The organism is Ignavibacteria bacterium, from assembly GCA_015709655.1.
In the GTDB taxonomy this organism is placed as follows: Bacteria; Bacteroidota; Ignavibacteria; order Kapaibacteriales; family Kapaibacteriaceae; genus OLB6.
This window is the reverse complement of sequence record CP054181.1, coordinates 1,560,549-1,581,104: the sequence shown is the minus strand read 5'-3', so window position 1 is coordinate 1,581,104 and position 20,556 is coordinate 1,560,549. Positions and strand designations below refer to the sequence as shown.

At 48.4% G+C, this 20,556-nt stretch carries 20 protein-coding genes; 9 read left to right on the top strand and 11 right to left on the bottom strand.

The genetic code is table 11. The features are described from left to right. Positions 1 to 30: 30 nt before the first annotated feature. Complete coding sequence (locus tag HRU79_06360) at positions 31 to 834, top strand: hypothetical protein (protein ID QOJ26293.1); 804 nt, start codon at positions 31 to 33, stop codon at positions 832 to 834. Here HRU79_06360 and lgt read toward each other — a convergent pair. From lgt to HRU79_06345, 3 genes are all read right to left on the bottom strand, one after another. After that, positions 827 to 1,630: a prolipoprotein diacylglyceryl transferase gene (lgt, locus tag HRU79_06355; protein ID QOJ26292.1), complete on the bottom strand. Its 804-nt coding sequence runs from the start codon at positions 1,628 to 1,630 to the stop codon at positions 827 to 829. The genes HRU79_06360 and lgt overlap by 8 nt on opposite strands. A 15-nt stretch (positions 1,631 to 1,645) precedes the next feature. After that, entirely contained in the window at positions 1,646 to 4,303 is a 2,658-nt protein-coding gene (locus HRU79_06350) for a PD40 domain-containing protein (protein ID QOJ26291.1), read from the bottom strand. 135 nt (positions 4,304 to 4,438) lie between these two features. Beyond that, the gene (locus tag HRU79_06345; GenBank protein QOJ26290.1) at positions 4,439 to 5,263 is read right to left on the bottom strand and encodes a hypothetical protein; all 825 of its coding nucleotides are present in this window, start codon (positions 5,261 to 5,263) and stop codon (positions 4,439 to 4,441) included. A gap of 94 nt (positions 5,264 to 5,357) precedes the next feature. Here HRU79_06345 and rsmB point away from each other — a divergent pair, with 94 nt between their 5' ends. Both rsmB and HRU79_06335 read left to right on the top strand, forming a co-directional pair. Beyond that, positions 5,358 to 6,758, top strand: a complete 1,401-nt coding sequence (gene rsmB, locus HRU79_06340; protein QOJ26289.1) for a 16S rRNA (cytosine(967)-C(5))-methyltransferase RsmB — start codon at positions 5,358 to 5,360, stop codon at positions 6,756 to 6,758. A 54-nt stretch (positions 6,759 to 6,812) separates the two neighbouring features. Beyond that, positions 6,813 to 7,127 carry a hypothetical protein gene (locus HRU79_06335; GenBank protein ID QOJ26288.1) on the top strand — a complete coding sequence of 105 codons (315 nt, stop codon included), beginning with the start codon at positions 6,813 to 6,815 and terminating at the stop codon, positions 7,125 to 7,127. A 96-nt stretch (positions 7,128 to 7,223) separates the two neighbouring features. Here HRU79_06335 and HRU79_06330 read toward each other — a convergent pair whose 3' ends face one another. Further along, positions 7,224 to 8,174: a fibronectin type III domain-containing protein gene (locus HRU79_06330; protein QOJ26287.1), complete on the bottom strand. Its 951-nt coding sequence runs from the start codon at positions 8,172 to 8,174 to the stop codon at positions 7,224 to 7,226. A 91-nt stretch (positions 8,175 to 8,265) separates the two neighbouring features. Next, positions 8,266 to 8,820 carry a cob(I)yrinic acid a,c-diamide adenosyltransferase gene (locus HRU79_06325; GenBank protein ID QOJ26286.1) on the bottom strand — a complete coding sequence of 185 codons (555 nt, stop codon included), beginning with the start codon at positions 8,818 to 8,820 and terminating at the stop codon, positions 8,266 to 8,268. Between the two features lie 42 nt (positions 8,821 to 8,862). Here HRU79_06325 and HRU79_06320 point away from each other — a divergent pair, with 42 nt between their 5' ends. Together HRU79_06320 and pyk are read left to right on the top strand one after the other, a co-directional pair. Continuing rightward, positions 8,863 to 9,681, top strand: a complete 819-nt coding sequence (locus HRU79_06320; protein QOJ26285.1) for a TIGR00282 family metallophosphoesterase — start codon at positions 8,863 to 8,865, stop codon at positions 9,679 to 9,681. A 3-nt stretch (positions 9,682 to 9,684) separates the two neighbouring features. Continuing rightward, positions 9,685 to 11,163: a pyruvate kinase gene (pyk, locus tag HRU79_06315; GenBank protein ID QOJ26284.1), complete on the top strand. Its 1,479-nt coding sequence runs from the start codon at positions 9,685 to 9,687 to the stop codon at positions 11,161 to 11,163. 51 nt (positions 11,164 to 11,214) lie between these two features. Here pyk and HRU79_06310 read toward each other — a convergent pair whose 3' ends face one another. After that, positions 11,215 to 14,022, bottom strand: a complete 2,808-nt coding sequence (locus HRU79_06310; protein ID QOJ26283.1) for an insulinase family protein — start codon at positions 14,020 to 14,022, stop codon at positions 11,215 to 11,217. Positions 14,023 to 14,246: 224 nt separating this feature from the next. Between HRU79_06310 and HRU79_06305 the strand changes: the two genes are divergently transcribed. Next, the gene (locus HRU79_06305) at positions 14,247 to 15,407 is read left to right on the top strand and encodes an acyl-CoA dehydrogenase family protein (GenBank protein ID QOJ26282.1); all 1,161 of its coding nucleotides are present in this window, start codon (positions 14,247 to 14,249) and stop codon (positions 15,405 to 15,407) included. A 10-nt stretch (positions 15,408 to 15,417) separates the two neighbouring features. On the opposite strand, the gene HRU79_06300 is transcribed toward HRU79_06305, so the two are convergent. After that, a complete protein-coding gene (locus HRU79_06300; protein QOJ26281.1) occupies positions 15,418 to 15,792 on the bottom strand; it encodes a TM2 domain-containing protein in 375 nt (124 codons plus the stop codon). 291 nt (positions 15,793 to 16,083) lie between these two features. On the opposite strand from HRU79_06300, the gene rplU reads away from it, so the two are divergent. The 3 genes from rplU (at position 16,084) to HRU79_06285 (ending at position 17,743) form a co-directional block, all read left to right on the top strand. After that, the gene (gene rplU, locus HRU79_06295) at positions 16,084 to 16,398 is read left to right on the top strand and encodes a 50S ribosomal protein L21 (protein ID QOJ26280.1); all 315 of its coding nucleotides are present in this window, start codon (positions 16,084 to 16,086) and stop codon (positions 16,396 to 16,398) included. 13 nt (positions 16,399 to 16,411) lie between these two features. After that, positions 16,412 to 16,672, top strand: a complete 261-nt coding sequence (gene rpmA / locus HRU79_06290; protein ID QOJ26279.1) for a 50S ribosomal protein L27 — start codon at positions 16,412 to 16,414, stop codon at positions 16,670 to 16,672. A gap of 90 nt (positions 16,673 to 16,762) precedes the next feature. Next, positions 16,763 to 17,743 carry a malate dehydrogenase gene (locus HRU79_06285; protein QOJ26278.1) on the top strand — a complete coding sequence of 327 codons (981 nt, stop codon included), beginning with the start codon at positions 16,763 to 16,765 and terminating at the stop codon, positions 17,741 to 17,743. Between the two features lie 53 nt (positions 17,744 to 17,796). Here HRU79_06285 and HRU79_06280 read toward each other — a convergent pair whose 3' ends face one another. From HRU79_06280 to murG, 4 genes are read right to left on the bottom strand one after another with little or no spacing between them, the layout of a single operon-like run. Beyond that, complete coding sequence (locus HRU79_06280) at positions 17,797 to 18,294, bottom strand: histidine phosphatase family protein (GenBank protein ID QOJ26277.1); 498 nt, start codon at positions 18,292 to 18,294, stop codon at positions 17,797 to 17,799. Beyond that, positions 18,295 to 18,888: a hypothetical protein gene (locus HRU79_06275; GenBank protein QOJ26276.1), complete on the bottom strand. Its 594-nt coding sequence runs from the start codon at positions 18,886 to 18,888 to the stop codon at positions 18,295 to 18,297. Further along, entirely contained in the window at positions 18,885 to 19,397 is a 513-nt protein-coding gene (locus tag HRU79_06270; GenBank protein ID QOJ26275.1) for a hypothetical protein, read from the bottom strand. The genes HRU79_06275 and HRU79_06270 overlap by 4 nt, the downstream gene beginning before the upstream one ends. Continuing rightward, positions 19,394 to 20,527: an undecaprenyldiphospho-muramoylpentapeptide beta-N-acetylglucosaminyltransferase gene (murG, locus tag HRU79_06265; GenBank protein QOJ26274.1), complete on the bottom strand. Its 1,134-nt coding sequence runs from the start codon at positions 20,525 to 20,527 to the stop codon at positions 19,394 to 19,396. Before murG ends, HRU79_06270 begins: the two co-directional genes overlap by 4 nt. Positions 20,528 to 20,556: the final 29 nt, after the last annotated feature.

Below are 20,556 nucleotides of genomic sequence, written 5' to 3'. Positions count from 1 at the left end.
AGGGGTAGGACTAATTTCTTTTCGGGAACCATGATGAACCGTAGCAAACCTTCGGCATCGGACACCCGCGAACGTGAAAAAACCAAACGCCTGTATGCAATGCTGATTGCCGGGAGTATTCTTGGTGTGCTTGCAATTGTTCTGTTTTTTTCAAAGTTCGGAAGCCAGGGGTCCGGCAAACTGATCATTAATGAAAAGGGGCTGGAGATCACGCTTGAACAGCCCCTTGTTAAACAGCTTGAAACCGAATCTACCGAGTTTCTTGACAATGGAACCTCGATTCGGGTGACAACCGGTACGATTGATTCCGCCGTGGTACATCAAATTATCGAGCGAAAAAAGGAAGCAGTGAAGCCCGGAAAGTTTAGTGGCAAGAATCTTATCGATCAGCAAGGTAAATTTGTTCTGGCTGCTGCCGACGCAGAAGGCTGGAACGTACATTACAGTAAGAATGGTTATACTAATTCAAGCGTTCCGATTGTAGAGCTTACCAGTATAGCATCACCCTCCAGTCAAACTGTAAAGGTAACCAGGACTCCTTTGCATTCGTCATCTGCGTGTACCACAATTAGCTGCATTGCCGATCAATTTAAGGTTAGCCTCGCACAGGAACCATTGGTAATTTCCAACCTCAACGATGTTGTGGATACGTTGGGAAACACTGCCTTTTTTGCCTATACAAACCAACGAACCCGGGAAAGGCTATATGTAAAAATCATCGTTGGTAACAACTACATTTACCGCATTGAAGGTGGTAGTTCCGAAACTGTTAACGGCACAATGGAACCGGTTCCAGTTCAGCAAATCGTTGGTTCGTTTACACTGATCAGGTAGTTGCTCCGCCGGCAGACGTATCGTGATTTGAGGATCGGTAAATCAGCCATAACCCAACAGCAACAAATGGCACGCTAAGCAGTTGCCCCATATCCATTGGTAGTGCGGATTCAAACGCTACCTGGTGTTCCTTAAAGAACTCGATAACAAACCGGCCTGTAAACTGCAAAACCAGAAATAATCCAATTAAACGTCCGGGCCACCTGATTGATGTGCCATGGTTATACAGCCAGTACAGCACTCCAAAAATGATGAACCCGAGTGCTGCTTCGTATAACTGGGTGGGGTGACGGTATATTGGTATCTGATCTATCCGCATAAACCAGAACCCCCAGGAACCATCTGTTGGCTTACCAACGATTTCCGAGTTCATCAGGTTACCAACTCGAATCAGCGCTCCCGACACAGCCGCAACAATCGACAATCTGTCAAGAAGCCAGATAAAACTAAATTCTTTGTAGCGTCTGTGAAACAGCCACAGCCCCAGAATTATTCCAAGTGCACCACCATGACTGGCAAGGCCACCATGCCATATAGCAAACAGCTCTAGTGGGTTAGGAAATAAAATATCCGGCTCGTAAAACAGAACATGACCGATTCGTGCTCCGAGAATTGTGGCTACAATCATGTACATCGTAAGTGAATCTAATGCCTTAAGGGGCTTCCCCTCGGCAACAAAGATTCGCTTCATTATCCAGTAGCTAACCAGGAAGGCACAAGCCCACAGCAGACCGTACCAACGGGGCGACAGTGGACCGAGTGTAAACAGCACAGGGTCAACATTCCACTCGATCATAATGTTTACTTAATGTTAACGGTCGATCTCTGCGTCTGTAAGCGGTGTTTCAAGCTGAACCTGTACCGTACGGTTAAAGAACCGGCCTTCCGGCAGGTCATTCGTGTACAACGGATCATCTTCACCGGTACCTACCGACTCCAGTGTTTTGTACCCGGCAGATCCACTATTTACAAGATCCTTGGTTACGCGGGCACGATTTTCTGAAAGTTTCTTATTGTGGTTGTATTCACCAACAACGTCAGTATGACCTTCAACCTTTATTGTAGTTGATGCTTTAACCCGCGGATAAACAAATTCTTTAAGAATACGCTTATTCATGTCGCCGGGGTTATAACTGTCAAAGTCAAACAAAATCAGGTTATACTTTTCCTTTGTTGTACTTCCTTCGGTTGTAGTTGCAATCGTCCGTGACGAGAGGCGGCGAACCGGGATATGAACCGAATCCGATCTGCATTCCGTACCGTTAGCCGATACTACAACCAGCTGAGCCGTGTACCCGGGGAGATTCTGTTCAGGATCCTTACTGTTTTTGCCTTCCTTGGGATACTCACCTTCTTTATCAAGCCAATCCCAGTCATAAGCAGCTGCAGTATTGCCAATCTTATCCAGTACGTTCCAGCTTGTACCATTGCGCCACACCTCGATTCTGCGCGATGCAACGATTTTGTCGTCAATACCATTGGTCATGTTCCACGTCATGATATCCGGTGATGGCGTCGTTGTCGGGTCGTTATCCAATATTGGTTTGCTAACATGCCACACGTCGTCAGGTTCGCCACTAAAGCGAAGTTCTGCACGACGGTTTTCAACAATACCGAATGAATCCTTGGGGTTCGACCGTTCCTTGGGCCATCCCATTGCCTTCACGGTTATCCGACTATCGTCAATCTTCCAGATGGTACGTAGGTAATCTCGGACGAGTTCTGCACGCTTCATTGGGAGCGGCGAGTTCTTGTCTTCGTTAATCTCGTCAACACATCCTGTAATTTCAACTTTAACATTAGGATATTTTGTTAACCGATACCCGTAGATGTTCAGCACGTGATAGTATTTCTGCAGTGTTGAACCTGGCAGGCGCTCGTCATTAAAGCCCTGGGTTTGGCTGGGTGAGCGGAAAATGGTGTAACGCGATGCAAACGTAGATTGATTGAGATCGAAAAAGATGTACGGAAGCAGCGGGTACAGAATTACGGTAGCACGCTCTTCAAGCACCAGGCCGCGCCAGGAGCTGTTTTTGCGCTTTGCTTCTTCAGACGGACCGATTTGTGCTGTAAGCGTTGGACGACGTCCCAGCATTATGGTTTTGCGAATGACGATATTACTGTCTTGCTTGTTCTGATCAAACGTCTTGCCGGGATCTGTTACGTCAATTGTAATGCTGCGCTCACCGTAGGTGGGCGAGACAGCAGTTGCCGTATATGTGACCTGGTCTGATTTTGCAGCACCCACTCCGTAGTCAGCATCATTAACATAAATGCTGGTTTCGGTTGTGGTCAGGGTAAGTGTATCTGTGCCTGACTTACCTGTTTTATTGTTCTTTAAGGTAACTGCTGCCGGCACGTGCAGTCCCGTACACTCATCTATTACATCTACAATTACGTTAACAACACGGAAGAACTTCGGAATAAAAGCCATAAACACGTCAAGGTCGCCCTGCCAGTTTGGAAGGTCCCTACGCCGCGATGAGAAGTAAACAACGTCACCCGAGGCTGGCAGTGTTATAAACTGATCATCTTCCTTTGTGTTGATCGGTGCCGGGAGTTGCTGTGGCTTTGTCCATCGGTCACGACCTTCGCGGTCTTTTTGACCGGTACGCGAAGTCTTATAAAAATCAAGTCCTCCCATATTGGGTTTGAGTCCGTTCGACGAGAAGAACAGTGTATTACCGTCTGCTGCAATAAACGGTGCTACTTCCTGTTTACTGGTGTTGATGTCGGGACCAAGGTTCACGGCTTTCTTCCATTCGCCAAGATCATCGTCCCAGTCGGCATACCAGATGTCCATATCCTCTGAGCCGCCACCGTCCGGATTAGTAGGCGATGGTCGGTTGGACGAGAAGTAGAGTCTGTCTTTTCCGGGAGAAATTGCCGGCTGGCTGTCCCAGTATTCCGAGTTTACGTTGCGTCCAAGGTTTCTTGGAGTACCCCAGCGGTCGCCCTGAATTTCAGTAACGTAAATGTCACAGTCACCCAGACCATCCTTACGGTCGCAACCGGTAAAGTATAATGTTTGCCGGTCAACGGCAATACTTGCAACACCTTCATTTTGTATTGTATTTACACCGGCATCAACGGTGTCGATATTGTACGGAGGGAAGAAAACCGTATCCAGATTGTTTTCTTTCTTGGCTGCCCAGAAATCGTGTGAGAAATCTCCGTCACGAGTAATCCGGCTACCCTTACGGTTCGACACGAAGTAAAGAGTTTTACCATCGGCACTAACCGTTGGGCCGTAGTCCAAGCCTTTATGGTTAATTGCCGGACCCAGGTTGAGAATCCGAATCAGATCCGGGCGACTGAGAACATCACCCTCGAGCTCTTCGTCTGCACGCACTGCATCCGAGTTGATAGTAACTGCATAGAGTATTGGTTCAGAAAACGATTCGGCAGCACTGACACACAAAGTCAGTGCAATCAATCCCACAAAGAGTGTCACAACACTTTTCAGCATAAGCATTCCATTCTTGGATACAAATTGTACTAATCCCTACTAGTTCAAACCCTGTAATTTATGGTTTAGCAATCTAGTGTTAAGTCACGAATTGAAAAAATAGGTAATTGTGGATAACTCACCAAGACAAATATATCAGAGTATCCATCTTGCCTCAATCAATAATTGAATTGCAGGCACACTAAAAGCCCCATTTCCGGAGCTTACCGTGGTAATCGGAAAACCGTACTGTAGCACCGGATTAATGGACATTTTTTTGGCAATTTTCACTCTGGCTCCTAAAGCCGCATAAATCCCAGCCTGAATAGGCTGAAGGTCCTTCATTGGTCCGTCCTGAAGTACAACTGATGTTACGCCATCCGAAGTACCCAGAGAAGCAGTTGCTGACTCGCCGTTGGGAAAACGGACAGTATCAGTAACTAAGCTCTTGGTATGCTTTAGATTATCCGAAATTACGTATCCAATTTGTGCGCCGACTCTGCCAAACACCGTCCCCCATATTTCATACTTTAAAAATGGTGTTAGCGTAATGGCGTGAATCTGAACTTCTGCTTCATTCAGGAACTCAATGGGAACCACATACTCGCGTCCGCTCGCTGGTGCTCGTTGTACAACGCCTTCAATTTCACGAAACCTTGCATTAATGCCTCTGCTTTCATAGCCAAGAATACCACCCCAGATTAATCGGGAGCGCGTTTGCCGCTCAAAGATTGCCCCAATCACGTAACCGGTTGCTGTCCCTCCGGTAAACGAGCAGTCGCAATCGGTTATCAGTGTCCCGGATTGCCGGTTAATGCTCATACCGGCCACAACGCCAACTTCATCCCAGACAAGGAGTGACCGTGCGCGAAGCGGGTCACTTTCCAAAACATCGGTCTGTGCATGTAAAAGATTGCCGTCAAAAGGCAGTGTAATACAGAGACCTGCTATGAAAATCAGTATTTTCTTCGGTAAATTCACATGTTTACGGTTAGAGTGAAAACAGAATTGTTGTAATCTATGGGAGGAAACTCTCATCTACAAGCTTTAACTGTGTCCGTCACAAGCAAATACTATGAGCAACGAACAAGCACCTTCTTCACAAACATCCACGGCAGACCGCGAAACCATAGCCCCTTTATCACTTTTTGAGACGGCTCGCGGTACAGCTGTAAAAATACTTATGCGGTACGAAAGTAGCGATTCGTATATCGACAAGCTACTTGATGCCGAGTTACGGCGCTCAGAGCTGGCTGCGGCAGACAAGGCACTGGTAACCGAACTTGTTAATGGAACGGTTCGGTGGCTGTCTCGGTTAGACTGGATTTTAACCGGGTTTTATCATGGTGAGTTTACCAAGTGCCTGGCCCTTGTTCGAAATTCAATGCGGATTGCGCTGTATCAGATGCTGTTTCTTTCTAAAATTCCACCTCCTGCGGCAATTAACGAGAGCGTTGAAATTGTTAAACGGTATAAGGGAGACCGGCATGCAGGGATTGTAAACGGGGTGCTGCGAAATGTTCAGCGAAGCATTGGCAATATTCGTTACCCTCCGCGTGAAGAAAACGAATTGCTGCACCTTTCCGTTCACAGTGCTCATCCGCTCTGGATGGTACGTAGATACGTAGAACGATTTGGCGCAGCACAAGCCGAGGCTCTGCTCAATGCAAATAATCAACGGCCCATGCTTACACTGCGCACCCATGCCACCCGGTTTGATGTAAACCAGTTGGTTACAATATTGGATGCCGAACAGATAAAGTACGAAGCGTCTTCCGTGCATCAGGCAAGCGTCCTGGTTACTTCATTGCGCGATATCCGCTCCCTTTCTGTATTTGCCGACGGATTGGTAAGCGTTCAGGATGCCAGCGCCAGTTTGGTTGTCCGGCTGGCCAACCCTAAGCCCGGTATGCTGGTGTATGATCTGTGCGCTGCACCCGGAAGTAAGGCTGTTTTCGCTGCCGAGATTATGAACAATGAGGGACTGATAATTGCCCTGGATCAGTACAGCAGCAAACTCCAGGCCGTACGCGATAATGCTAGGCGGGCTCAGGTCAATATTGTTGAGGCACGCCACGGTGATGCCAGGGAATTCTCTCCCGAAAAGCAGGCAGACATTGTTCTTGTTGATGCTCCGTGCAGCGGCCTTGGAACTTTAAGTAAGAAGCCGGATATTAAGTGGCGCAGGTCTGTTGACGATATCAGGAGAATGGCTAAACGACAAGCCGAAATCCTAAGTCATGCAGCAACGTTGGTGAAGGTGGAGGGGGCTTTGGTTTACTCTACGTGTACCATCGAGCCTGAAGAAAATCAGGATGTGATTGCCGGTTTTTTACGGGAGTATCCCAATTTTGAACTGGATCCGGCCGAAAAACACCTGGCAGGTAATGTCTGTAAAGATGGTTTTATGCAAACATTTCCGCATATTCACCACTGCGACGGGGCGTTTGGCGCCCGGTTGATCAGAAAGCGTTAACCAATTTTACTTTTGTACAATTTTCATTTCTACTCATTTTTTGAGGGTATTTTTATGAAGCTATTTCGTTATTCAGCCATTGTAGCGGTAGCTGTAGGCCTGATTGCCTGCTCCGAAACAAAGGAAGAACCAAAGCAATTGCCGGAAGAACTGCCGGCAAACCAGGAGCAAGCTGCTCCAGCTCCGGAGCCTGCCCCTGAACCAACACCTGAACCGGAGCCCGCTCCTGCTGAAACAAAGCCTGCCAAGAAAAAGGCTGTTAAGCCTGCTGCTGTTGAAGAGGGCGCTGCCGTTCAGAAGAAGGCTAATCGTGACGCCGAGGGTACTGTTGCTCCGCCAACAGTTCAAAAGAAGGCCCCACGCGAATAATGCCTAAATGCCCTCAGGCATAGACTGGGATATCAACTGATGTAAAACAAAAAGAGCCGTCATGCTGACGGCTCTTTTTTGTTTTGATAATCGAGATTATTCTACGCTGTGATTTCCGCGCTTGGCACCACCGAACAAGCGCTGCATTTCTGCATAGGGTACGTTTGTTACCGTTTGATACGATACTTCGCACTCAATGTACGAATTGGCACCGGTGCCAAATACCCATGAATTTCCGGCAAGATTGGGCTTGATTAATACCTTGGCAAAGTTTACGGTTGTTTGATCAACGCGGGAACGCACAATAAGGGCCACACCTGTGGTGGGCTGTAGACGCGGGTCGGCAAGGTTGATCAGAGCTTCAGTGAATGATCCGGCTGCTACGTTATCAAGTGCACGGACATCAAAAACATCGTTCAGGCTGTTGGCACGAGTCATGTGAGCAATGGTTGTGTCTAACGAGACAATTGGGAACTCCTTGCCGGACGGGGCATTGTAGCCACTAACACCCGGTGAACCTACAAGTGGACGTCCGTCCTTGTCATCAAAACAAAATTCCCATTTGTCGGCATCGGCAAGCTTGAGAACGGTTCCGGTTTTCAGCGATAAACCGCTTCCTTCTGTTGTGCTTTGCGAGCTGTACAGCTTAAATGTACCGGAATATCTCTTGGCCGGAGCCCAGGTTACGCTTGCCGAGGGATCTGACTTGGCTGTGTCATTAACAGCACGGACACTAAAGGCATACAATTTACCTTCGGTTAAGCCTTGGATGGCAGCGGTGGTTGTGGCCGATCCGCTGATTGCTACGCTTTGAGGCTGAACGGCACCGGCTTCCAGGAATGAAACAATATAACCGGTAGGCTCCTGACCTGTTGCTGCCTTCGACCATTTTAACGTCACTGTTGTTTCGTTGGTTGATGATGCCATCAGGTCGGTTGGTGCGTTGGGAGCAGTTTTAACCGGATCAGGGTTGGTGGTGGTCTCGCATGCTGTCACGAGGAAAAGGAGTGCTACAATCGATGCACTCATAGCTAAAAATTTTCTCATTGTTATGAGTCCTGTAAAAAATGAATGAGTATGGTTCAGTTAAAAGTGAACTGCAAAGTTATGGCAATGGTGGATATCAACCTACGATACGTTACTCCGAAATCCACTGAATGTCTTCGATTCCTGCGGCATAGTTGGCTGCCCTGGCAGCGGTAAACAGGTAGTCAGACAAGCGGTTTAAAAACATTACAACTGCCGGACCGATATCTGTTTCCTCGGCCAATGCCGTACATCTGCGTTCTGCACGCCTGCAAACGGTACGCGCCTGATGCAGGTACGAAGCCAGTGGCGTCCCCCCGGGCAGAATAAACTTCCGCAGCCTGGGAAGGTACTCATCGTGAGCATCTATCCAACGCTCCAGCATGGTTACATGTTCCAGGGTTATCCTGGGTATATGAAACTTCGGAGGCGGATCTATGGGTGTTGCAAGATCCGAGCCTGCTACAAACAGGTCAACTGATAGCGTCTCCAGCTCCTTTTCCAGTGATGGAGGCACGGTACAGGTGCGCGCAAGACCAATGATGGAATTCAGCTCGTCAACAGTGCCATAGGCTTCTACACGAATGTGATGCTTTGCCACGCGCTGACCGCTGAATAACCCTGTGGTTCCTTTGTCGCCGGTTTTTGTGTATATGCGGGTTGCCATAGTGCAAAACTATGTGCTTTGGCTGGTTCGTAGTTTTGAACGATGCGCATACTGAATGTACTCTTTTTTGGTGATGTGGTTGGAGCCGTCGGACTTCAGGCACTGCTAAGTCAGCTTCCGGAACTCTCCGAACGGTATGCTGCTCATGCCGTTATCGTGAACGGTGAGAATATTGTGCAGGGAAAGGGGCTTACCAGCGTGGAAGCTGAGGCCCTGTTCGCTGCAGGCGTTCACTGCATTACGACAGGAAACCACATTTGGGAAAACTGGAAATCACGTCCGCTCCTTACCGAAAACCCCCGTGTTCTTCGACCGTATAATTACCCTGTCGAAAACCCTGGACGAGGGTGGTGTCATGTTAATCTGCCTAATGGTGCGGTGCTTGGTGTGATTCAAATTCAGGGACGGATTTTCATGCAACCGATCGATGATCCGTTTAAGGCTGTTCAGGATGCTGTGGCACGCCTGAAGCCCCTTACCAGGAACATCATTGTTGATTTCCATGCGGATGCCACGTCAGAAAGCGTTGCAATGGGATGGTTCCTGGATGGTTCGGTAAGCGCAGTGCTCGGTACCCATACCCATGTCCAAACGGCAGATGCTACAGTTCTTCCCAATGGTACTGCATATATCACCGATGTTGGGATGACGGGTCCGTACGACAGCGTAATCGGGATGGATAAAGAGATCGCAATAAAACGAATGCGGCTTCAGACTGCTCACAAATACGAAACGGCTACTCAGGCTGTACGGGTTTGCGGCGTTCATGTGGCAATTGATGAAACAACGGGTACCTGCGTTCAGATCCAGGCTTTTCAGTCACCCCCCCCTCGCACTTCTATCATTAATCCGTTTACGTAATTCATGCCTACGTCTAATCTTCACGTTAAAGCCAAAATTCTGTGTACCATGGGACCCGCCGTTGCATCGGTACAAAAAATCAACGCCATGATTAAGGCAGGCGCAAATGCGTTCCGACTCAATATGTCGCACGGGTCGTACAGCATGCACAAGGAGTTTATCGGGTATATCCGTACTGCCGAAGATAAGCTAAATCGCCATATCCCAATCGTGCTTGATTTACAAGGCCCCAAAATCCGTGTGGGCGATTTGGGCGGACGTCCGTTTATCACCTTGCTGGCAGGTCACGAGGTAATGCTGGAAGATGCAACGATCATGAAGAACAAAAAACATGTTGCATCTGATAACCTGATTCCGGTACAGTATCCAACGCTTGCAAAGGACGTGAAGCCCGGTGATGAACTTCTTCTTGATGATGGTTTGCTTAAACTAAAAGTCTTGTCAACCAAGGGCGATACGGTACGCTGCATGGTTGTGTATGGCGGCGATCTTAAACCACGCAAGGGTATCAACCTGCCACAAACAAGCGTATCACAGCCGTCAATGACGTCGAAAGATCGTGCTGATATACGGTTCGGTATTGATCACGACGTGGATTACATCGCTCTTTCGTTTGTTCGCACAGCATCGGATATAGAAGCCGTACGCAAATACATTACCAAGTACGGCGGCACGCAGCAGGTGGTTGCCAAGATCGAGAAACCTGAGGCTGTACAAAACATCGAATCAATTGTTCGTGCGTCAGACGTAATAATGGTAGCCCGCGGTGATCTGGGTGTTGAGATTCCTGCTGAATCTGTTCCGATGGTACAAAAACATATTATCAGTATCTGCAATGCCTATGCCGTCCCGGTTATTACTGCAACACAGATGCTGGAGTCTATGATTCAAAACCCACGTCCAACACGCGCTGAAGCAAGCGACGTAGCCAATGCAGTTCTGGATGGCACCGATGCCGTGATGCTCAGCGCCGAAACGTCGGTTGGAGCCTATCCTGTAGAAGCTGTGCACTATATGCGCCTGATTTGCAGTAAAGCGGAACAGGCATTGTCGCACTCCCGACACCCGTACGCTGCAGAAGGCGGAGCAACAACATTGTCCAACACACAGTCCATTGCCGAGGCAGCCGCTCAGATTTCCGAAGAATCACGGGTTGCCGCCATCGTTTCGCTAAGCTACAGTGGCGAAACTGCTCGTTTAATCTCTAGCAGGCGACCCAAAGCTCCGGTCATAGCTATTACAACTCTACGCTCAGTTGCCCGACGGATGAACCTTGTTTGGGGTGTGTCAAGTTTGATTTTGGAAACCGTAAGTACAACAGATGATACGATAGAATCCATCAAACAGCATTTGCTTCAGGAAAAATATGTAGCAAACGGGTCAACTGTTGTCTTTACGATTGGCCGGCCGTTAGTGGGACGCGCCCGCACCAACATGCTGTCATTAGAAACAATACAATCCCACCATCCTAAAATTGGTTAAGATGTTATGGCTTGAGTTGTAGTCTGGGTAGTCTGCGAGGGAGCGTTGTGACTATTCTGCAGGTTTCAGCACCAGCCGTCCAACATTTTTCGTATTGAGATATTCCCTGGCGGCTTTCAGAACAATGTCCGGTGTAAGTTCATTGATCTGCTGTTGTCGGTGCTGAATTGCACTAAATGGTTCACCTTCTGTGCTGAGCTGCAGCAAACTATTCACCCAGAATTCGTTAGTTGCCATGGCTACCTCTCTCTCCTTTGTTTGAATCTCCCTAACCTTGTCTGTATAGGTAGCATTCACCGGCTGCATCTGAAGCGTATCCAGTTCTTTATCGGCCATAGCGATCAGCTCGTCAACCCTGTCGGGCTGACACGAGAAGATAGTCACCATGAAGTACTCTTCTCGCGGAACCTTCTTGATTTGTGGTTGAACCGATACGAAGTAAACACCACCGGCCTGTTCGCGCAGCTTTTCACGCAGCCGTATTTCCATGACTTCAGCTAAGGCACTCAGGTGATACCGGTTTTCGATATTGTATTCAGCCTTACCAAGCCTTGTAAGAAGGACAAAACTCTTCGGATCTTTTCCTTTGTGGACGGTTTTTTCAAACGTGCCTGAGGGTGGACGTATCCCGGAGTCTTTCCACGTTGCCTTACCAGCCTTACCAGGTAAACTTGCAACGTAGGTTTTTAGTAACCTTTCCATCTCGGCTTCATCAAAATTGCCGACTATTGAAAACGTGAACGTTCCTGCGTTTTCGAACTGCGACCTGAAGAATTTGAGTGCCAGCGAGGTATCGATCTTGTCCAATGCTTCCACCGTTAGTGGCTGCGCTCTCGGACTGTTGCCGGACAGCACAAAACCAACCGTATCGAAAAAGACTGCTTCCGGCTGATTGTCCTTATTTGCCAGTGATGCCGAGGTTCGTGACTTCCACGAGTCAAATGCATCTTTATCAATTCTTGGATGCATAAAGTACAAGTACATTAGCTCGAACATGGTTTGCAGATCCTTCGGTGATGACGATCCCTTAAAGCCCTGTGTTTCCATGCCAATGAACGGGGTCATCGAGACGTTCTTGCCCTGAAGCATCTTCATTAGGGTAACATTATCAAATTCACCAAGTCCGCTGATATCAACCAGCGTGCTGGCTACGCCCAGCGTTACGTGATCTTCGACCTTCCCCAGGCTTTGTCCGCCATACGATACAGCCGACAGAACAACTTCATCAGCCTTAAAGTCTGTTTTTTTAAGAATTACCCTGGCACCATTGGAAAGCGTAAGCACCTTGGCACCAACCTCAGGTTCGTTAACAGTACTTTTAATTGTACCTGGTACGGGCGGTACGGCAATCAGGGGTTTAAGTGGGACGGCGTCTTCGTACGGTGCAACATCTTTTGCGGCAACTGCCCGCATTAAGTCGGTAATCTGCTTGTCAGTGGGAATCACGTATTCCGGAGCCGATGGCAATGATACCATCACAACACAATTCTTTTGCGTAATCATATCTAACAGTGCCGTTTTACATTCTTCGGCAGTAATCTGCGGAACGTAATGCTGATAGATTTCATACTCATGAACAATGCCCGGTACTGATTCCTTTTGCAGCACGTGTCGGACCAGTTCATGGGCCAGTTGCTGACTTTCCGTTTTATCCCGTTCGTTATAATAGTTCTCCATGCGAGCCATGGTTGCCTCCTTGGTGCGCTTTAGTTCCGACTCTGTGAAACCATGCTTCTTGGCTCGTTCAAGTTCGGTGAGTAGGGCGTTAAACGCAAGCATTACATTCTTGCCTGATGCCGTTGCCTGACCGTAAAAGGCCTTGTATTCCCGACCAACAGGATAGCGTCCCAGTTGCGCACCCGCCAATGGAGAATTAGGCTTTTGCACGCTTTCACTCAGCCTGTTGTTGAGCATGTTGTAAACCATGCCGTCAACAATCTGCCTTCTGAAATCGGAATAAACGCGCGCGGTATCGGTTGGTTTGCGGTACATTAGCTCAATGGCTGGGACGCGGAACTCCGGATCGGTAGCAATGCTGACCGCAACATCTTGTCGGTCCGGAATAAGAATTGTGGGCCGTGATTTGGCCTGCTCTTCACGCTCCTTTGGCAGTACAAAGTACTTCATGATAATGTCGTGCACCGTACTGAAGTCAGCATCGCCTACGGCAATCAGGGCCATGTTCTGTGGACCGTACCAGGTATTGTAAAATCTGCGGAGAGTTTCGTACGGTGCATTCCTTAGGATAGCAGTGTCGCCAATCACGTCATGGGTGGAATACTTGGAGTTGTTATAGAGTGCTGCCATATGCTGGTCCTGGATTCGTGCACTGGCACCCCTACCAAGCCTCCATTCTTCGATAACAACACCCCGCTCTTCGTCAATATCTTCATCCTCATAGTTCACAAATGCTGCCCAGTCACGCAAAACTTTAACCCCGTTAATGATGCTTTGGGTGTTATCAAGCGGAACCGTTAGCATATACACGGTTTCATCCTGATTCGTATATGCGTTTAGGTCGGCGCCAAACCGAATGCCCGTACTTTCCAGAAAATCAACCAGCTTTTGTTTCGGGAAATTCTTCGTCCCGTTAAATGCCATGTGCTCACAAAAATGAGCCAGTCCGTTTTGGTCGGCATCTTCAAGAACAGCGCCCGCATTAATCGTTAGCACAAGGTCGAGTCGCTTTTGTGGCTTATGATTCTCCACAAAGTAGAAAGGGATACCATTTTTCGTCTTCGCCATTTTAACATTCGGCGAAAGTGGAATTATGCCCGTATCAGTAATTGTCTGGCTTAGTACCAGGCCAGTTGTTAGAAAAAACAACAGCAGAAAGGATCCGAGTCGGCGGATTTGCATGGTAATCTCCGGAGGAAGAAAGTTGACTGCAAAGCTACGGGAGAACCCGTAAAACGATTTTTCTGTGAATTGAAAGGGGCTTTGACTTATGGCTTCGGAATATTGTCTATATTCGGAATTACTGCAAACCCTAGCCCCCTTCATACTAATTAAAATCGGGGTGCACGGACCTTGTCAGAATGTGAAGTTATTAATACTAATCGACTTTTTATTACGCACAAACAATGAGTACCGACACCCTTTATTCCATGGAAATTTCGGCGGACCAGCAGGCTTTACGCGAGCATATCCGCAGTTTTATTGAAACCAATCTTAAGCCGGTTGTAGGTGCGCTGGATGAAACCCAGGAATTCCCTGCCGAGATTTTTAGGCAGCTTGGTGACCTTGGTTACCTTGGCATCGTGTTTCCGGCTGAGTACGGGGGTACGGGTCTGGGTTACCTTGAATACGCAATAGCGGTTGAAGAGGTTGCACGGGTGTGCCCGGCTGTCGCCCTGGGTGTTGCCGCTCATAACGGTTTGTGCACCAGTCACATCTATCGGTTTGCCTCCGAAGAACTTAAACAAATGTATGTTCCAAATCTGGCCAGCGGTACCTGGCTTGGCGCATGGGGTTTAACCGAACCGAATGCTGGCTCGGATGCCGGAGGAACACAAACCCGCGCTACAAAGGACGGAGGGAGCTGGGTAATCAACGGATCAAAGAATTTTATTACCCATGGCAACGTTGGCCATGTTTGCGTCGTGATGGCAATGACCGATCCTTCGCGCGGAAAAAACGGCATTTCCGCCTTCGTCGTAGATAAAACCATGCCCGGCTTTTACGGTTCAAAAAAAGAAAATAAACTCGGCATGCGTTGCTCGGATACGGCTAGCCTGACGTTCGACAATGTTGTTGTCCCGTCCTCTCACATGATTGGCAACGAGGGTGAAGGCTTCAGGCAGGCCTTGCAAATCCTGGATGGCGGACGTATTTCGATTGCTGCACTCAGCGTTGGACTGGCGCAGGGGGCTTTCGAAGCTGCCACGGCCTATGCAAAGGAACGCATGCAGTTTGGAAAACGTCTGGCCGATATGCAAGCCATCCAGTTTAAACTTGCCCGAATGAGTATGGAAATCGATGCGGCACGTATGCTTACCTACAAAGCTGCGTGGCTGCGTGACCAAAAGCAACCGTTTTCGCGCGAAGCCTCACAAGCAAAACTCTATGCCTCCGAAACCGCTGTACGCACAGCCGAAGATGCTGTTCAAATTCATGGCGGCTACGGCTATGTGAAAGATTACCCGGTTGAAAAATTCTGGCGTGATTCCAAGCTGCTTACAATCGGCGAGGGTACGTCGGAAATTCAGAAAATGGTTATTGCCCGCAGCTTACTAAGCGACTAAGTGTTCAGCACTACTGTGCAGACATACTGCCGGTACTGTTTGTCTGTATAAGCTGTGCAACCAGGTAGGCCTGGTTTTGATTATACTCCGCCGTCATCTTCCGGTAGTTAACCAGGTCTATAATCACTCCAATAAAACAGAGTCCGGCGGTTAGAAAATACAAGATCCCCATGCCAACTTGGTTTAACATGATGCGGTTAATTCCAGCTACACCAAAAAAACCAATAAGCGTCAGGATTAAAATCATCTGCGGGTCTTTTCTGCGTGCTCTGTATACCATTGCAAACTGCTGAGCCTGGTCGTTTGTCATATTGGCAAACAGAGAGTTTACATAAACCAGCTCACTGTCATCCAGCTCAGGTAAGTACGTTAATGCATTTGCCATCGGGTCCCTCCCAAAAATCAATGAGAAAATATATACACCGATTAGGTGTACTAACACTGGAGTCTCATCCTACCTCTTCTACCGTGGAGATGCTGCGAAACTTCTCAGTCCGCCATAGTACGAGTGTTCAGAACGAAACTACAAGAAAAATCTGGGAAAAATCTGGTTTATTCAGCTGAAAACTGACTTTCGGCATGGTTTTTTGCCGGTTTGAGCTTGTTTACCCGTTTTGTGATCAGCTGTAACCTCCGTATATTGCACGTTCTTCTGTAATTAAAGCACGATAAAACCATGTATGCAGTAGTAGAAATTGCGGGTCAGCAGGTTGCTGTTACTCCGAACAAGACGTTCACCGTTCCGTATATGAGCAACGTTAACGACGGTGATTCAATTGAGTTTACCAACATCCTATTAGCATCCGACAACGGCAAGGTAACAGTTGGAGCACCGTATATCAAGGGTTTGGTAAAGGCAACAGTAACAAAGGCCCATAATAAATCAGAGACAGTGTTGGTATTTCACAAGAAACGCCGAAAGGGCTATCAAAAGCTAAACGGACATCGCCAGAAATACACAACAATTAAAATCAACGACATCAAGATTTGATAAGGATATCATCATGGCACACAAAAAAGGTGGCGGATCTACCAAGAACGGACGCGATTCCAATGCTCAGCGGCTTGGAGTTAAAAAATTCGGCGGTGAGCGTGTGCTGGCAGGCAACATCATTGTTCGTCAGCGCGGTACGCACATGCATCCCGGCAAGAACGTAGGTCTGGGCAAGGACTACACCATTTTTTCACTTGTAGATGGTGTTGTTAAGTTCGAACGACGTGATAAATCACGCTTAAAAGTTTCGGTTTATCCCGAAAACAACTAGAGATTTATTGTAAACCTGTAATTTCGAACGCCTCCAAGTGAGGCGTTTTCTGTTTCTGATACTTTTTGCTCACGTTATCATTGATATGTTATGAAAACACCCGTTCGTGTTGCTATCACCGGCGCTGCCGGTCATATTGGCTACAGTTTGTTGTTTCGTATTGCGTCAGGTGCAATGCTTGGCCCTGACCAGCCGGTTATTCTTCAGATGCTGGAACTGACTCCCGCCCTGCAGGCCCTAAAGGGTGTGACGATGGAGCTGCAGGATTGTGCCTTTCCTTTGCTGCACGGTATGGTTCAGTCTGATGACCCAATGGTTGCCTTCCGCGATGCTGATTTCGCCCTTCTGGTAGGCGCTCGGCCACGCTCCAAGGGAATGGAACGAGCTGACCTGCTCGAAGCAAATGCTCAGATCTTTACGGCCCAGGGTAAGGCACTGAACCAGGTTGCCAATAAAAATGTGCGCGTTGTTGTTGTTGGGAATCCGGCTAATACAAATGCACTAATAACTCAGAAGAGTGCGCCCAGTCTGAATCCGGCTAATATCACGGCACTCATGCGTCTGGATCACAACAGAGCCACGGCCCAGCTTGCGGCAAAGCTAAATAAACATACCACCGATCTTCAGCAGATAACGGTGTGGGGTAATCATAGCGTTACCCAGTACCCCGATGTATATCACGTGAAGTCGAACGGTGAGTACGTTTGGCCGGACATAAACGATGATGCGTGGCTTACAAATGAGTTTATTCCAACGGTTGCTAAACGCGGTGCTGCAATTATCGAAGCACGCGGTAGCTCGTCTGCTGCTTCGGCTGCCAATGCCGCTATTGAACATATCAGGGACTGGGTGCTGGGAACACCGGCAAATGACTGGACAACCATGGGGATCCCGTCCGATGGTTCGTATGGTATTCCCGAAGGCGTTGTGTATGGCTTCCCGGTAACCTGCAGCAATGGTTCGTATTCGATTGTGCAGGGGCTTGAAATAAATGATTTTTCCCGCCAGCGCATCGATGCCTCGTACGCTGAGCTGGTAGAAGAGCGCTCGGCTGTAGAACACTTGTTCTAACATTGTGCTATCAATGCTTCGATACCTCCGGAGGTTCGCCCCCGGAGGTTTTTTTATGGCAGAATACCCGTCGGATCGGCACAAAATTCAAGGTCGCCTTCGTGCATCTGGTTCCACTGCGTACCGGCAGGAAACACGATAGATACGATTGCACACGGTACCATGGATACAACCGTGCCACGCGTGAGTTGTTCGGCTAACATCGTAAGCGTTGGGTTGTGCGCCACCACGATAACCGTTTGCATTACCGGCAGAGTAAGCCAACTGATCTGATCGGTAATGCCAGCAGTATCACATTCGTATAAACTTCGAGTTGTTACAAATTGCTTGTCGGTTATACGAAGGGCTCGCGAAAAATATTCTGCCGTAGTAATTGCCCTCACTGCTGTGCTCACGATCATTAAATCTGCTGTTACTACCCGCTCGGCCAGCCACTGAGCCGATGCCCATGCTTCGGCATGACCATTCGGGGTGAGCGTTCTTTCATGATCCGGAAGCGTTGGATTTCCCCAGCCACTTGTGGCATGACGTATAAGTACCAGTCTGTTCATCTAGTTTGATCTAACCGTAAACAATAATACCACCGTAGTAACAGCGGCAGCTACAAAAATGACAGGCTGCAGAACTTCTTCCCAGACGGTTTTTTCCTGTATCGGAAATTCTGCCTGCGTCACACTCAACACCGGACTTTCTGCAAGTTTTGCGTTGTACCTACTGCAGGTGTCGCGCACCGACCACTCGGATACGGTAAACAGTTGTGTTGTCTGCGGTGTGCTGACAATGGCCTGCATCTGCACAGAAAACTCCCGCTGCACACTGTCAGCAGGTTCAAGAGGTGCGTATATCATGCCAAACCTGCGGATAACAAATGAAACTGCAACGTTGGCATTTGACGAGAATGAAAGCCCCTTTTCGGACAACACACTCAGGATGACGGATTCCAGCCATAACGAATCGGGGTGCCGCGCAATTTGTACACGAACCGGTGTTCCCGCCGGGAGAAAAGACTGTACGCTGTCGGCAAGGTGCTGCACCTGCCTATGAACTGCATCCGATATAACATCCAAGGCAGGAGTGGTAACAGAACTGCACACCCCCGGCGAGCCTATAACAACTGCAATCAATATTATAAAAATATTTCTCATTGAGGCTGCTGTACACCATGGATTTGATAGTTACGTAGTGAAAGCAAAGCCGACACAAGCATCTGATCGTTTTCGTAAATAGCCGGACGTATCCGGAGAGTTCTTCGACGCCCTTTAATCCGTACTTTCACAAGCGAGAGCACTCCCCGGACCTTAACCCGCCGCTCCCTGCCGATGCTGATTTTCTCAATCTCTTCCAGCAGGAATAATCGCTCATGAAACCTGCTGGTAAAGGCTACACCGGCTTCGGATACTACGATTGACCGGTTACTGACGAGTGTGGCAATCAGCGAAATGACCGAGGCAAGCACAAACATGCCCAACAGAACAACCATCGGATCTGTTATCACAACGTTAACTATTCCCGTTTGGAGCGTTGTATCCCATAGCGCCTTAATCACCACATACAGAATTAACGTCAGTGAGTAAATGGCAACGCTCTGCCAGTATGCTTCTGACCGCACCTTAAACTGCATCGGCAGATATACCATTGGTAAAAACTGCGTCATCCGCGCCTTCCCTTCTCGTTAGCAATCCGGATTACCGCATTGGCAATTGTCTCTGCAGCGTCCGGTTTTGCAAACTGCTGTAATGCCTTGCTCATCAACGTGAGATCTTCAGACCTGATCATCTCCAGAAGAATTGATTCAACCTTGGATTCAAGCTCTTCATCGGTAACAACCCGTGCGGCACCAGCCTGTGCCAGCATCCGGGCATTAAGATATTGTTCGTTCATACTGGCCGATGGGAGCGGAACCAGAACGGCTGGTTTTTCTGCCACGCACAGCTCAGCTATCGTGGTTGCTCCACTCCTGCACAATACCACATCTGCAGCCGCATAGGCCTGCCCAACTTCACCAATAAAACTCGTATGGACGATAAACGGCTTCAGAGTCTCCGGAACAACTGGCTTAAAGGTTGTCCCGGTTTGCCAAAGAATCTGGAAAGGGGCTTTGCCCTCTGTTTCCCATTTAGAAATCATGTTCTGTATTGCGTTGTTAATCGAGCGTGCCCCCAGGCTGCCCCCCATAACTACCACCACCGGTGCATCCACCTTAAAACCCAGGCTTTTACACGCAGCCTCACGTGCAGGCAACCGTAATACAGCACGTCTGACAGGATTTCCCACAACCTCCGCCTTTTGGCGCAGATTCCGTGGAACATACTCCAGTGTTGCATCGTAGGATAACGCAATGTACGTGGCTGTGGACAGTAACTGTTGGTTTGACTTGCCAACATTTACATTACTCTCCATCAGCACCAGCGGAACACCTAATGCTCCAGCAGCCTTACCAACCGGATACGAGATATAGGCACCGGTTGCCAATACTATATGGGGTTGAAACGATTTAATAAGGTTTTTTGCAATAGTGAACGACTTTAATAACCGGAACGGCAACTGCAGGGACGCCGTCGAGAAGACCCCTGAAAATCCCCGGATTGGCATGGGGGTAAACGGGATACCGTACGAAGGGACAAGCGTGGACTCCAATCTGTTGTCACTCCCGATCCACTGTACGTGCAAATCGCTTCCTAACCGCTCCTTTAAACATTCGTACACGGCAAGTGCAGGCGTGATATGTCCGCCGGTCCCTCCTGCCGCAATGAGCAGCCTTAACTGTTCTGCATTCTTTTTCACATTCACAAAATAGCCGTTAGGCTGTATTT

Bases quoted from the DNA above. Each gene is read 5' to 3' on its own strand.
- rsmB (QOJ26289.1), top strand. From the start codon at position 5,358: ATGAGCAACGAACAAGCACCTTCTTCACAAACATCCACGGCAGACCGC.
- HRU79_06320 (QOJ26285.1), top strand. From the start codon at position 8,863: ATGCGCATACTGAATGTACTCTTTTTTGGTGATGTGGTTGGAGCCGTC.
- lgt (QOJ26292.1), bottom strand. From the start codon at position 1,630: ATGATCGAGTGGAATGTTGACCCTGTGCTGTTTACACTCGGTCCACTG.
- HRU79_06310 (QOJ26283.1), bottom strand. From the start codon at position 14,022: ATGCAAATCCGCCGACTCGGATCCTTTCTGCTGTTGTTTTTTCTAACA.
- HRU79_06300 (QOJ26281.1), bottom strand. From the start codon at position 15,792: ATGGCAAATGCATTAACGTACTTACCTGAGCTGGATGACAGTGAGCTG.
- pyk (QOJ26284.1), top strand. From the start codon at position 9,685: ATGCCTACGTCTAATCTTCACGTTAAAGCCAAAATTCTGTGTACCATG.
- HRU79_06275 (QOJ26276.1), bottom strand. From the start codon at position 18,888: ATGAGAAATATTTTTATAATATTGATTGCAGTTGTTATAGGCTCGCCG.
- HRU79_06360 (QOJ26293.1), top strand. From the start codon at position 31: ATGATGAACCGTAGCAAACCTTCGGCATCGGACACCCGCGAACGTGAA.
- HRU79_06285 (QOJ26278.1), top strand. From the start codon at position 16,763: ATGAAAACACCCGTTCGTGTTGCTATCACCGGCGCTGCCGGTCATATT.
- HRU79_06305 (QOJ26282.1), top strand. From the start codon at position 14,247: ATGAGTACCGACACCCTTTATTCCATGGAAATTTCGGCGGACCAGCAG.
- HRU79_06325 (QOJ26286.1), bottom strand. From the start codon at position 8,820: ATGGCAACCCGCATATACACAAAAACCGGCGACAAAGGAACCACAGGG.
- HRU79_06270 (QOJ26275.1), bottom strand. From the start codon at position 19,397: ATGACGCAGTTTTTACCAATGGTATATCTGCCGATGCAGTTTAAGGTG.
- HRU79_06280 (QOJ26277.1), bottom strand. From the start codon at position 18,294: ATGAACAGACTGGTACTTATACGTCATGCCACAAGTGGCTGGGGAAAT.
- rpmA (QOJ26279.1), top strand. From the start codon at position 16,412: ATGGCACACAAAAAAGGTGGCGGATCTACCAAGAACGGACGCGATTCC.
- HRU79_06350 (QOJ26291.1), bottom strand. From the start codon at position 4,303: ATGCTGAAAAGTGTTGTGACACTCTTTGTGGGATTGATTGCACTGACT.
- HRU79_06335 (QOJ26288.1), top strand. From the start codon at position 6,813: ATGAAGCTATTTCGTTATTCAGCCATTGTAGCGGTAGCTGTAGGCCTG.
- HRU79_06330 (QOJ26287.1), bottom strand. From the start codon at position 8,174: ATGAGAAAATTTTTAGCTATGAGTGCATCGATTGTAGCACTCCTTTTC.
- rplU (QOJ26280.1), top strand. From the start codon at position 16,084: ATGTATGCAGTAGTAGAAATTGCGGGTCAGCAGGTTGCTGTTACTCCG.